General features: G+C 62.9%; 12 protein-coding genes and 1 pseudogene. 2 read left to right on the forward strand and 11 right to left on the reverse strand.

Annotation, left to right across the window (positions count from 1 at the left end):
- Positions 1-4: 4 nt before the first annotated feature.
- Complete coding sequence (galE, locus tag OKW38_RS15625; protein ID WP_429362197.1) at positions 5-1,027, forward strand: UDP-glucose 4-epimerase GalE; 1,023 nt, start codon at positions 5-7, stop codon at positions 1,025-1,027.
- Positions 1,028-1,152: 125 nt separating this feature from the next.
- Here the strand turns inward: galE and OKW38_RS15630 are convergent, their stop codons facing one another.
- Positions 1,153-2,712, reverse strand: coding sequence for a methyl-accepting chemotaxis protein (locus OKW38_RS15630; RefSeq protein ID WP_429362198.1), 1,560 nt, complete (start codon positions 2,710-2,712; stop codon positions 1,153-1,155).
- Between the two features lie 248 nt (positions 2,713-2,960).
- Between OKW38_RS15630 and OKW38_RS15635 the strand changes: the two genes are divergently transcribed.
- Positions 2,961-4,061 (forward strand): MraY family glycosyltransferase, encoded by a 1,101-nt coding sequence (locus OKW38_RS15635; RefSeq protein WP_429362200.1) that lies wholly within the window; start codon positions 2,961-2,963, stop codon positions 4,059-4,061.
- 128 nt (positions 4,062-4,189) lie between these two features.
- Here the strand turns inward: OKW38_RS15635 and OKW38_RS15640 are convergent, their stop codons facing one another.
- From OKW38_RS15640 to OKW38_RS15685, 10 genes and pseudogenes are all read right to left on the reverse strand, one after another.
- Positions 4,190-4,447, reverse strand: coding sequence for a hypothetical protein (locus OKW38_RS15640; protein ID WP_090803343.1), 258 nt, complete (start codon positions 4,445-4,447; stop codon positions 4,190-4,192).
- Entirely contained in the window at positions 4,428-4,946 is a 519-nt protein-coding gene (locus OKW38_RS15645; RefSeq protein ID WP_429362202.1) for a DUF2778 domain-containing protein, read from the reverse strand. Before OKW38_RS15645 ends, OKW38_RS15640 begins: the two co-directional genes overlap by 20 nt.
- A gap of 363 nt (positions 4,947-5,309) precedes the next feature.
- Positions 5,310-5,459 carry a hypothetical protein gene (locus OKW38_RS15650; protein WP_429335865.1) on the reverse strand — a complete coding sequence of 50 codons (150 nt, stop codon included), beginning with the start codon at positions 5,457-5,459 and terminating at the stop codon, positions 5,310-5,312.
- 79 nt (positions 5,460-5,538) lie between these two features.
- A complete protein-coding gene (locus OKW38_RS15655; protein WP_429362204.1) occupies positions 5,539-6,066 on the reverse strand; it encodes a DUF2778 domain-containing protein in 528 nt (175 codons plus the stop codon).
- Positions 6,067-6,560: 494 nt separating this feature from the next.
- Positions 6,561-6,818 (reverse strand): hypothetical protein, encoded by a 258-nt coding sequence (locus OKW38_RS15660; protein WP_429362206.1) that lies wholly within the window; start codon positions 6,816-6,818, stop codon positions 6,561-6,563.
- The gene (locus OKW38_RS15665) at positions 6,799-7,317 is read right to left on the reverse strand and encodes a DUF2778 domain-containing protein (protein ID WP_429362208.1); all 519 of its coding nucleotides are present in this window, start codon (positions 7,315-7,317) and stop codon (positions 6,799-6,801) included. Before OKW38_RS15665 ends, OKW38_RS15660 begins: the two co-directional genes overlap by 20 nt.
- Positions 7,318-7,781: 464 nt before the next feature.
- Positions 7,782-9,662 carry a polysaccharide biosynthesis protein gene (locus tag OKW38_RS15670; RefSeq protein WP_429362210.1) on the reverse strand — a complete coding sequence of 627 codons (1,881 nt, stop codon included), beginning with the start codon at positions 9,660-9,662 and terminating at the stop codon, positions 7,782-7,784.
- Positions 9,663-9,673: 11 nt separating this feature from the next.
- Positions 9,674-10,696 (reverse strand): MraY family glycosyltransferase, encoded by a 1,023-nt coding sequence (locus OKW38_RS15675; RefSeq protein ID WP_429335861.1) that lies wholly within the window; start codon positions 10,694-10,696, stop codon positions 9,674-9,676.
- Positions 10,697-10,745: 49 nt separating this feature from the next.
- Positions 10,746-11,706 (reverse strand): annotated as a pseudogene (locus OKW38_RS15680) (NAD-dependent epimerase/dehydratase family protein).
- On the reverse strand, positions 11,703-11,834 hold the full coding sequence (locus OKW38_RS15685) for a hypothetical protein (protein WP_429362212.1): 132 nt from the start codon (positions 11,832-11,834) through the stop codon (positions 11,703-11,705). Before OKW38_RS15685 ends, OKW38_RS15680 begins: the two are co-directional and overlap by 4 nt.
- Positions 11,835-12,001 lie beyond the last annotated feature (167 nt).

Here is a 12,001-nt window from a genome sequence, read left to right on the forward strand (position 1 = left end):
CAGCATGACCATGAAGGGCACGATTCTGGTAACGGGCGGCGCGGGTTTCATCGGCTCGCACACCTGCGTCGAACTGCTGAACGGCGGCTACGACGTCGCGGTGATCGACAACCTCGTGAACAGCAAGCGCGAAGCGGTGCGGCGCGTCGAGAAAATCACCGGCCGTGCGGTGAGCTTCTACGACGACGACGCGCGCGACGCAGCCGCGCTGCAGCGGATTTTCGATGTGCATCCGATCACCGGCGCGATCCATTTCGCGGCGCTGAAAGCGGTCGGCGAGTCGGTCGCGAAGCCGATCGAGTACTACGCGAACAACGTCGGCAGCCTGCTGACGCTACTCGGCGTGATGCGCGATCGCAACGTCAAGCAGTTCGTGTTCAGTTCGTCGGCAACGGTGTACGGCGTGCCGAAGAGCTCGCCTATCGACGAATCGTTCCCGCTGTCGGCGACCAATCCGTATGGTCAATCGAAGCTGATCGCCGAGCAGATCCTGCGCGATCTCGAAGTGTCGGACCCATCGTGGCGCATCGCGACGCTGCGCTACTTCAATCCGGTCGGCGCGCATGAAAGTGGCCTGATCGGCGAAGATCCGGCCGGCATTCCGAACAACCTGATGCCGTACGTCGCCCAGGTCGCGGTCGGCAAGCTCGACAAGCTGCGCGTGTTCGGCGGCGACTACGAGACGCCCGACGGCACCGGCGTGCGTGACTACATCCACGTGGTCGATCTCGCGCGCGGGCATCTCGCCGCACTCGATGCGCTCGTCGAGCGCGATGCGAGCTTCGTCGTCAATCTCGGCACGGGCCAGGGCTATAGCGTGCTCGACGTGGTGCGCTCGTTCGAGAAGGCGTCGGGGCGGCCGGTGCCGTACGAGATCGTCGCGCGCCGCCCGGGCGACGTCGCGCAGTGTTTCGCGGACCCGAGCGCGGCCGAGAAAATCATCGGCTGGCGCGCGCAGTTCGGCATCGAGCGCATGTGCGCGGACCACTGGCGCTGGCAGTCGACGAATCCGCAGGGGTTTGCATAAAGCGCTTCGGCACCAGCGCATCCCGTTAAAAAAATGGCGGCGGCATTCGCGTAGCGCGGATGCCGCCGCCGTTTGCTTTGGCGCTCACCTCGTCAGAACCGTGAGCGCCGCGGCTGCTGAACGCGTTACGCCGTTGCCCCTTCCAGCTGGAACACCGCGACCGCATCACGCAACGCCATCGCATGCTCCTCCAGCGACTTCGCCGCGGCCGCCGCCTGCTCGACGAGCGCCGCGTTGTGCTGCGTGACCTCGTCGATCTGCGACACCGCCTTGTTGACCTGCTCGATACCGTCGCTCTGTTCGAGCGCCGACGCCTCGATCTCGCTCATCACGCCGGTCACGCGCTCGACGGCCTTCAGCGCTTCCTGAATCGTCTTCTGCGCATCCGACACCAGCGAGGCACCCTCCTCGACCTTCGCCGCCGACTCGCCGATCAGCTCCTTGATCTCCTTGGCCGCCGCGCCCGAGCGCTGCGCGAGGCTGCGCACTTCCGAGGCGACCACCGCGAAGCCGCGTCCCTGCTCGCCCGCGCGCGCAGCTTCGACGGCCGCGTTCAACGCGAGAATATTGGTCTGAAACGCAATCCCCTCGATCATGCCGATGATCTCCGTGACCTTGCGCGACGACTCGCTGATGCCGTCCATCGTCTCGGTCACGCGCGACACCACCTTGCCGCCGCGCGTGACCGTATCGAGCGCGCCGTGCGCGAGGCGGTTCGCCTGCCTGGCGTTGTCGGCGTTCTGTTTCACGGTCGCCGACAGCTGCTCCATGCTCGCCGCGGTCTGCTGCAGCGCGGCCGCCTGCTGCTCGGTGCGCGCCGACAGATCGGCATTGCCCGACGCGATTTCGTTCGCGCCCTGCGTGATCGCGCTCGTGCTGCCACGCACCTTGCCGACCGTTTCGACGAGGCCGTCGCGCATCCTCGTCAGCGCGCCGAGCAGTTGGCCCATCTCGTTGCGCGATTTCACCTTGATCGCGACGCTCAGGTCGCCGGCCGCGATGCGCTCGAAGTGCTTGACCGTCACGTTGACCGGCTTGATCAGCGCCGACGACAACGCGACCCGAGCGCCCACCGCGATCACGAGCGCGATCACCGCGATCGCGCCGAACAGCACTGTCGCGAGCTGGAAGCGTCGCGCGCCGGTCACGGCCTGCTGATGCTGATTGTCCATCTGCGCTTGTTCGAGCGCGTCGATCGCTTTCGAGTAGGACGCGTACAGGCTGTTCGCCGTGTCGCCCTGGATGTTGCGGAAGGTGTTGAAGTCGAAGTCGATCAATGCCTTGAATTCCGGTTCGATCGCCTTGTCGACGAGCGCCGCGCGCGCGTCGCCGACGCTCTGCGCGAGCTTGCGCTCTGCGTCGCTCGCGAACGGGCCGGCCATGTAGTTGCGGAAGTCGTTGTTCGATTCGAGCAGCACCTTGTGCGCGGCCGGCAGCAGATCGTCGGTCTGCTTGCCGACGCTGAACAAGGTCTGATAGGTGCCCAATGCGAGCTGCACCTGCAGAAGCTTCTCCGAACTCGCCTTCAGATGCGACAGCGCGACCGCACTGCGCTGCGTGTCGTCGAGGCCGTCGTTGGCGAGCTTCAGCGCGCCGTAGCCGACAGCGATCACCGTCAGAAGAAAGGCGACGAATACGCTGATCACGAGCGTCAGTCCGCCACGAATTGTGATGTTATTAAGCATTGGGTCTCCGGAACGCCTTTGTTGCGCGCGACTTACACTTCGTCGCATCCAGGTTTACGGTTGCGGCGCGCGCGCGCCGCATAGGGGGAATCCATGAGGAGCGAGCGCTCACGGGCCTGTGCGGGCCACTTCGGTCTCGCTATCTGGGATTTTTTGCCGGCCTGGATGCAAGCTTCGCGCCCGTGCCGCGCGCCGGCCGCCGCACGTTTCGTTTGTATAATTCCGCGTCTTCGCTCAGGCCCACTTTCATGCTTAGTTTTGCGCTCGGCTTTCTCGTCTCTCTGCTGATCACGCTGTTGATCGTGCGCTATGCGCATCTGCATGAAAAGTTCTCGACCGACACCGATCTGGCCGGCGTCCAGAAATTCCACGTGCGGCCGGTGCCGCGCATCGGCGGGACTGCGATTCTGGTCGGGCTGATCGTCTCCGCGGTGCAGTTGCATCGCGCGTATCCGGCCGTATCGGGCAGCATTCTCGGGTTGATCGCGTGCGGCATGCCGGCGTTCGGCTCGGGGCTCGTCGAGGATCTGACCAAGCGCGTGTCGCCGCTCGCACGCCTGATCTGCACGATGGCGGCCGCCGCGCTCGCCTGGTTCTTTCTCGACATCGCGGTCACGCGCATCAGCGTGCCGCCGCTCGACTTTCTGCTGTCATATGCGGCGATCTCGTTCGTGGTCACGGTGCTCGCGGTCGCGGCGCTCGCCAACGCGATCAATATCATCGACGGCTTCAACGGCCTCGCGTCGATGGTCGCGTTCATGATGTTCGCGTCGCTCGCGTATGTGGCGTTCCAGGTGCACGACCCGGTCGTGCTGTCCGCGTCGTTCATGATGATGGGCGCGGTGCTCGGCTTCTTCATCTGGAACTTCCCGGCCGGGCTGATTTTTCTCGGCGACGGCGGTGCTTACTTCATCGGCTTCATGCTCGCCGAGTTGTCGATCCTGCTCGTGATGCGCAATCGCGACGTATCCGCGTGGTATCCGGTGCTGCTCTTCATGTACCCGATCTTCGAGACCTGCTTCTCGATCTACCGCAAGAAGTTCATTCGCGGCATGTCGCCGGGCATCCCGGATGGCGTGCATCTGCATATGCTGGTCTACAAGCGGCTGATGCGCTGGGCGGTCGGCGCGCGCACCGCGCGCGAGCTGACGCGCCGCAACTCGCTGACGTCGCCGTATCTGTGGCTGCTGTGCCTGATTGCGGTCGTGCCGGCGACGCTGTTCTGGCGGCACACGCTGCATCTGTTCTGCTTCGTCGTGGTGTTCGCGGCGACTTATGTGTGGCTTTATGTGAGCATCGTGCGGTTCAAGTCGCCGCGGTGGATGGTGGTGAGGAAGGGGAAGCGGTGAGCAGAAACGACAAAGGCTGAAATCGGCTCACTCGGCTCGAAATGTAGCAATAAATCCTCTCTTCACGAGATTCCTCCAAATTCATCAATGCACGGGATAAACAAAAGCCCCGTCGCCGGGGCTTTCGTCTACCTCGTGCGATACCACCGCCATAGCTTCAGGATCGCCACATACGCCAGCGCCGCCACGATCAGTTCGATAGTCACCCACACCATGTAATACAGGTCATCAGGGTCACGCACACCGAGCCAATCGGAAGCCGCCCAATATGCATTCGACTCGCTTTCTGTCCACTCGTACGGATACGGCCGGACATAAAGAACAGAGAGAACAAACAGCGCCAGAAACAACGTGACCTTGAACAGTCTACGGGCAAGTGTTGCCATATGTGATGACCTCAATTGTTCCGTAGGCCCGAAGCCCCGAAATGCCGGCAAGGATCGTCATGGTGCCCAGCAGCGCATTGCGGATTCTCATGAAATCGCTATGGCTCGGCAAGGTAATGCAACCAAGTGATGCGCCGTGCCCGCCTGCTGGATGCAACCGGAACTGCCCACGCTTGACACCATTGACCCAAGTGAAATCATCGACTAGTCCGTCATCCCGATACAGGGCGAACCAGTCACCGTGATTCGACGGATGGCCGAAAACGGCATTCAACGCGTCTTTTCCCAATGCGTAAGCCTGTGAACGGATGCCACCAGTCGGACGGTCGACGATCCAGTATTTGCCGGCGGCAATCGGCCCCTTGCTAGGCACAGCCGTGCAGCCGCCCCGATTGCGGTATTGCCGGTCGCCAGAATAAGCGTCAAAGGTGCCGATGCCAGAAATGGTGAGCGGTGATAGTGGCTCGTTATTCACGAGGAATTTGCCGGTGTAGGCCATATGTCACACCTCCTGATTACGCTGACTGTAGGTCATTGCGTCCTGAACAGGTTCCTCCCGTCGTGGAACCTTGACCGTAAGCGCGCGTGCCCCTGGCGCGCTACAGGTCGATTCCCGATTTGCCGCCTCCTTCGCCTGGGCAAGAAAAAGCGCGCCACAAGGGCGCGCAAAAATTTGCATCACAGATAAAAGAGCTAACCGAACCGCCACCTCAGCGAGAAAGCGATACCGGGTTGCGACGATTCAATGCTAGGTGTATGTGCCGGGCGCAGGCTTTAGACGACTCCGAAAAGCCGGGGCGTGCGCGATGGTCGTCAACTCTCCTGAGCAAAAATAGAAAAATCCCGTCGCCGGGGCTTTCGTCTACTTCGTGCGGTGCCACCGCCATAGCTTCATGATCGCCACATACGCCAGCACCGCCACGAGCAGTTCGATAGTCATCCACAGGCCGATATACAGGTTTTCGGGATCGCCGATACCTAGCACCTCCGAAGCGTGTATCCATGCACGCATCTCAGACTCGGTCCACCCATCGTCGTACGGTCGGACAAATCGGAATGACAGAAGGTACAGACCTATAAACAGCAGGACTTTAAGCACCCTTCGGACAGGTGTTGCCATCGGTGATGACCTCAATTGTTCCGTAGGCGCGAAGCCCCGAAATGCCGGCAGGGATCGTCATGGTGTGAAGGAGTGAGTTGCGGATTCTCAGGAAATCCGTACGGCTCGGCAGGGTAATGCAGCCAAGCGAAACACCCCGACCACCTGCCGGATGCAACCTGAAGTTTCCACGCCGCACGCCGTTGATCCATGTGTAATCGTCGATTAGCCCATCATCACGATACAGTGCAAACCATTCACTGTGATCGGTCGGGTACGACGAGTAGTAATTGAACTCATCTTTTAACCACGTTTCTACCGCAGAGCGCACGCCGCCAGTAGGGCGCGGGACGATCCAGTACTTGCCAGCGGGGATCGGCCCGTTATTGGGAACCATTGTGCAGCCGCCCCGATTGCGGTATTGGCCGTTGCCGGAATAGGCGTCGAATGTGCCGATGCCATTAATGGTGAGCGGTGACAGCGGCGCGTTGTTCACGAGAAATTTGCCGAAGTAAGCCATGTTTCACGCATCCTGATTGCGCTGGCTGTAGGTCATTGCGTCCTGCATAGGTTTCTCCCGTTGGTGAGCCTGGACCGTAAGCGCGCGTGCCGCTGGCGCGCTACAGGTCGATTCCGGATTTGCCGCCTCTTGCGCCTGGACAAAAAAAAGCGCCACAGGGGCGCGCAATACCTTTGCATCACAGAAAAAGAGCCAACCGGGGCGCCACCTCAGCGGGAACGACATACCGGGCGGCGATGGTTCAATGCTAGGTGTATGTGCCGGGCGCAGGCTTCAGACGACTCCGAAAAGCCGGGGCATGCGCGATGGTCGTCAACTCTCCTGGGCAAAATCGGGATAGGGGCAGGCCTCGCGGCCCGACCCCTCCCACATACATGGACGCCCCCCGTTTTGCCAGGCCTTCACCACCATCAGGTTGGACAGGGGACTCACACCCCCAAGCTGTTGCGCATGCTCGGCGCACAATAGAAAAGCCCCGTCGCCGGGGCTTTCGTCTACTTCGTGCGATACCACCGCCATAGCTTCATGATCGCCACATACGCCAGCGCCGCCGCGATCAGTTCAATCGTCACCCACACCACGAAATACAAATCTTCGGGATCGCGGACACCAAGCCAACGCGAAGCACCAAACCATACGCGCGACTCGCTTTCTGTCCACTCATAATGGTACGGACGGACATAGAGCAGAGAGAGATAGCACAGGCCGATAAACAGGGCGACCTTGAACACCCTACGGGCAAGTGTTGCCATATGTGATGACCTCAATTGTTCCGTAGGCGAGAAGGCCCGAACTGCGCGCGGGAATTTTGACCGTGTGCAGCAGCGCGTTGCGGATTCTCATGAAATCGCTATGGCTCGGCAGCGTGATGCAGCCAAGCGAAATCCCGCGTCCGCCTGCCGGATGCAAACGGAACTGCCCGCGTTTGACGCCATTAATCCACGTCAGATCATCAATCGTCCCATCATCACGATATAGCGCGAACCAATCACCGTGATTCGATGGGTGACCCATTGCTGCATTCCACTCATCTTTTGCCCATGCAAACACCTGAGAACGGATGCCGCCCGTGGGGCGGTCCACGATCCAGTATTTACCGGCAGGGAGCGGCCCATCATTAGGCACCATCGTGCAGCCGCCCCGATTGAGATATTGATTGTTGCCTGAATACGCGTTGAATGTGCCGATGCCAGAAATGGTGAGCGGTGATAGTGGCTCGTTATTCACGAGAAATTTGCCGGTGTAGGCCATGTGTCACGCCTCCTGATTGCGCTGGCTGTAGGTCATTGCGTCCTGCATAGGTTCCTCCCATTGGTGAGCCTTGACCGCAAGCGCGCGTGCCGCTGGCGCGCTATAGGTCGATTCCGGATTTGCCGCCTCTTGCGCCTGGACAAAAAAAACGCGCCACAGGGGCGCGCAATACCTTTGCATCACAGAAAAAGAGCCAACAGAGCCGCCACCTCAGCGGGAATGACATACCGGGAGGCGACGGTTCAATGCTAGGTGTATGTGCCGGGCGCAGGCTTCAGACGACTCCGAAAAGCCGGGGCGTGCGCGATGGTCGTCAGCTCTCATAGGCAAAAAAAAAGCCCCAGCATGTCTGTAGGGGCTCTTATCGATAAACATCCGGCGGCCAACTTCAACGGGTCAAATGACCTGCCTTCGCGGGTACTGATTCAATGCTTCGACTACTCCGATGACTCGCGGCGGAACGCCTACGACACCCGCGTCGCCGGCGCCACACTACGCAGTGTCGTCGCCGTCGCCGGCAGATACTCCGGCACCCAGCGCCGCAGATCGCGCCGCACTTCGTCGTCGGCCGGCACGCGATGCTGCATCAGCCACGGCAGCAGATTGTCGATCAGGCTGTCCGGCACCTCGCGCGCCCGTGCGATGCGCAGCTTCGGATGCGGCGTGCGCGTGGTGGTTTCGTCGTCCGCGAGCAGTTCTTCGTAAAGCTTCTCGCCCGGACGCAAACCCGTGAACACGACGCGAATCTGCTCTTCGGTGAAACCGTACAGGCGGATCAGATCGTGCGCAAGATCGGCGATTCGCACCGGCTTGCCCATGTCTAGAATGAAAATCTCGCCGCCGCGCCCCATGCTCGACGCCTGCAACACAAGTTGCGACGCCTCCGGAATCGTCATGAAGAAACGCGTGATTTCCGGATGCGTGACGGTCACCGGCCCGCCGCGCGCGATCTGCTCCTGGAACTTCGGAATCACGCTGCCAGCGCTGCCGAGCACGTTGCCGAAGCGCACCGTCTCGAACTGCGTGCGCCGCGCGCCCTGCTGCTGCAGTGCCGAGCACGCCATCTCCGCGAGCCGCTTGCTCGCGCCCATCACGTTGGTCGGGTTGACCGCCTTGTCGGTCGAGATCAGCACGAAATGCGCGACGTCGTGGCGGATCGCCGCGCGCGCGACGCGGTACGTGCCAAGCACGTTGTTGCGCACCGCCTGCCACGTGTTGACCTCTTCCATCAACGGCACATGCTTGTAGGCCGCCGCATGAAACACGATGTGCGGACAGTAGCGCGCCATCACCTGATCGAGCAGCAGCGAGTCCTTCACGTCGCCGACGATCGGCACCACCGACACTTCCGGATACTTGTCGCGCAGCTCTTCGTTCAGCCGATAGATCGAGAACTCGGAGATGTCGAACGCGACCAGTTGCACCGGACCGAAGCGCAGGATCTGCCGGCATAGCTCCGAGCCGATCGAGCCGCCCGCGCCCGTCACCATCACGACGCGGTTTTTCAGCAGCGCGGCGACGTGCTCGGTGTCGATCGTCACCGGGTCACGGCCGAGCAGGTCTTCGAGATCGATCTGCCGCACGCGCGACAGGAACGCCTGACCTTGCGTGAGCGGCGTGAGCGCGGGCAGCGTCATTGCGCGTACGCCGGCGCGCACGCACAGCGTGGCGATGCGCCGATGCGCCTCCACCGACGCCGACGGCACCGCGATGATCACATGCTCGACCTTCAGCTCCGTGCAGATTTTCTGCAGATCGCTGATCGCACCAACCACGCGATAGCCGTAGATTTCACGGCCCTGCTTGATCGGATCGTCGTCGAGCAGACCGACGAGGCGCCATTGACCCGAGCGCTTCAGCTCGCGCACGAGGTTCGCGCCGGCATTGCCCGCGCCGAGCACGAGCACCGGCTTGCCCTGGCCGACCAGTCCGCCGTAGCGATAGAACTCCTTGGCCGCGCGATACAGCGCGCGTGAGCCGCCCATCGTCAGGAACAGCAGCATCGGCGACACGATCAGCACCGAGCGCGGCACGACCGGCGCCGGCTGCAACAGCGCCGAGCCGATCACGACGACGAGCGCGCCGACGCCTATCGCTTTCGCGATCCGCACGAGATCGGGCAGGCTCGCGAACACCCACATGCCGCGATAGAGGCCGTAGCCGCGAAACATCACCGCGTAGATCAGCAGCACCCACACGAGCGCATGCAGCCCGCTCGACCAGAACGGCGCGGGCACCGGTCCGTTGAACCGGATCACATAGGCCAGCAGCCAGGCCATTGCCACCGCGCACAGGTCGAACGCAAACGCACTGAACGAAAGCCATCTGGCTTTGAAGCTTTTCATTGCGCAGAACCTCAGATTGGCCCGGAACGGGACACATGGCGCCGCCAGCGGCGATCAATACACAGCCCCGCGACGACCAGCACGGCAGCCCATGCGACGACAACCAGCCATTGATACAGAAGAGCGAATTGTAGCGCCCAGATAGCAAGCATTATGCCCGCCGCCATGAACAGATACCAAATCCACGCGGTCGATGCGTGCCCGAAACCCGACTGCACCAGTCTTTGATAGTAGTGTTCACGATGCGCCTGCCAAAATTTTTCACCGCGCAGCAGGCGCTTGAGCAGCGTGACCGACGCATCGCCGATGAACGGCGCGAAGCACAGCGCCGGAAACCACACGGGCCATACACCCTCGCGCCACCCCCAATAGCCGAGCGCGCCGGCCAGAAAGCCGAGCGGGATCGAGCCGGCGTCACCGAGAAAGATGCGCGCCGGGTGAAAGTTGAACAGCAGAAAGCCCGCGGCCGCGCCTGTGACGATCAGGCTCGCCGTCGCGAGCGCCGGGTCCGCGTGCGACGACAGCGAGGCGGCCACCGCATAGCCGCCGAAGCCGAACAGCGCCATGCCGCCCGCGAGGCCGTCCGAGCCGTCCATGAAGTTGTAGAGATTGACGAGCCACACGAGCAGAACCGCCATGCACGCGAGCGCCCACCACGGCACGTCGGCCGGATAGACGGCGATCAGTGCCGCCACCGCCGCCGCATGACCGCCGAAGCGCACGCGTGCGGGCAGGCCACGTCGATCGTCGAACTGCGATAGCGCCGCGAGCAGCGCCGCGGCAAGCGCGGGCAGCCACAGCGACGGCGCCGCCAGCGCGATCAGCAGCACCGCGACCGGCACGATGCCCCACCCGCCGACGCGCGGCGTCGGGCGCGTGTGCAGCGAGCGGTCGTTGGGGATGTCGGTGGCGAGCCGCCACGCGAGGCCGGTGCGCAGCAGCGTCCACAGGATCGCCGCGCAGGCGGCGAGCGCGGCGACGCCCCACGGCAGTAGAGAGACGACGGAAGAGGCGGAGTGTGCAGCGAGCGGCATCGATAGCGTTAGCGGTTCAGGTCGGAGTCAAGGCGGGTCCAACCCGTGGTCAATGCGTTGAGCGATACCACGCCGCGGTTTCGAGCAGCCCATGCTCGACCGTATGCGGCGCAGACCAGTTCAGACATTCGCGGATATGCGAACTATCGACGCGCAGCTCGCCGGTCAATCGATCGATCTGCGCCGAGCGGCCGGTCAGGCGACCCGCGAGACGCAGCAGGCTGGCCGGCACCGGCACGAGCCGCGCGGGCACGTGAAGCTGCGTGGCCAGCAGACGCGCGAGTTCCGGCACGCTGAGGTCGCGGCCGTCGGTCACATGGAAGGTTTCGCCGGCCGCGCGCGGATCGGTCGCGCAATGCACGAGCGCGTCCGCGAGGTTATCGACGAACACGAGGCTGCGCAGCGCGCTGAGCGCGCCGAGCGGCAACGGAATGCCTCTCGCGACCGCGTTCATCAGCTGCAGGAAGTTTGCGCGCACGCGCGGCCCGTAGACCAGCGGCGGCCGCACCACGACGACTTCGAGACCCGTCGAGTGGCCGTAGTCGAACAGCGCGCGCTCGGCTTCCAGTTTCGAGATGCCATACGCATCGGACGGCGCGGGCTGATCCGTTTCAGCGATCGGCCGGCCGCTGCTCGCCTCGCCCATCGCCTTGATGCTGCTGACGAACACGAAGCGCCTCGCGCCCGCGCGCCGCGCCGCGGCCGCGACGCGCAAGCTGCCCTCGACATTGGTCGCGCGATAGGCGGCGAGCGCGCTCGGTCAGGGTCTCCCGCATCACGTGCACGCGCGACGCCAGATGGATCACCGCATCGCAAGTGAGCGCGACCGGCCAGCGCTGGTCGATGCCCGCAAAGTCTTCGGTATCGAGCAGCCATTCGCGCACGCCCTCGGCGGCCGTCTGCGGCCGGCGCACCACGCCAGTCACTCGATCGCCCCGCCGCAGCAACGCGCGGGACACCGCCTGGCCGACGAAGCCGTTGGCGCCGGTGACGAGGATCTGCAGACTCATCGCAATGCTCCGTCATGCACTTCGCGGCGCACGATTACGCCCACGCCATGCCGCGCGACCCACGCAAACAGACGATCGCCGTCAGGACTCGACGCGGCCGCAAACGGCGGGAAAGGCGGATCAGACACGATACAATCTGGCATCGGCGGTGCTTTCTCAGGAAGTCTGGCTGGGAACGTATTGTATTCGGGCCGTGATAATAAAACGGACCTGCGCCTGCTGGCGCGTCGTTCGTACACTTCGTAACAACTCAAACATATTCGCGCATGTGGAATTCGTGGTATCGATCCGACGT

The sequence above is a fragment of the Paraburkholderia sp. MM5496-R1 genome (assembly GCF_050436205.1).
Lineage (GTDB): Bacteria > Pseudomonadota > Gammaproteobacteria > Burkholderiales > Burkholderiaceae > Paraburkholderia > Paraburkholderia tuberum.

Coding starts and splice junctions, on each gene's coding strand:
- galE (WP_429362197.1), top strand. CDS start 5: ATGACCATGAAGGGCACGATTCTGGTAACGGGCGGCGCGGGTTTCATC.
- OKW38_RS15630 (WP_429362198.1), bottom strand. CDS start 2,712: ATGCTTAATAACATCACAATTCGTGGCGGACTGACGCTCGTGATCAGC.
- OKW38_RS15635 (WP_429362200.1), top strand. CDS start 2,961: ATGCTTAGTTTTGCGCTCGGCTTTCTCGTCTCTCTGCTGATCACGCTG.
- OKW38_RS15640 (WP_090803343.1), bottom strand. CDS start 4,447: ATGGCAACACTTGCCCGTAGACTGTTCAAGGTCACGTTGTTTCTGGCG.
- OKW38_RS15645 (WP_429362202.1), bottom strand. CDS start 4,946: ATGGCCTACACCGGCAAATTCCTCGTGAATAACGAGCCACTATCACCG.
- OKW38_RS15650 (WP_429335865.1), bottom strand. CDS start 5,459: ATGCGTGCATGGATACACGCTTCGGAGGTGCTAGGTATCGGCGATCCC.
- OKW38_RS15655 (WP_429362204.1), bottom strand. CDS start 6,066: ATGGCTTACTTCGGCAAATTTCTCGTGAACAACGCGCCGCTGTCACCG.
- OKW38_RS15660 (WP_429362206.1), bottom strand. CDS start 6,818: ATGGCAACACTTGCCCGTAGGGTGTTCAAGGTCGCCCTGTTTATCGGC.
- OKW38_RS15665 (WP_429362208.1), bottom strand. CDS start 7,317: ATGGCCTACACCGGCAAATTTCTCGTGAATAACGAGCCACTATCACCG.
- OKW38_RS15670 (WP_429362210.1), bottom strand. CDS start 9,662: ATGAAAAGCTTCAAAGCCAGATGGCTTTCGTTCAGTGCGTTTGCGTTC.
- OKW38_RS15675 (WP_429335861.1), bottom strand. CDS start 10,696: ATGCCGCTCGCTGCACACTCCGCCTCTTCCGTCGTCTCTCTACTGCCG.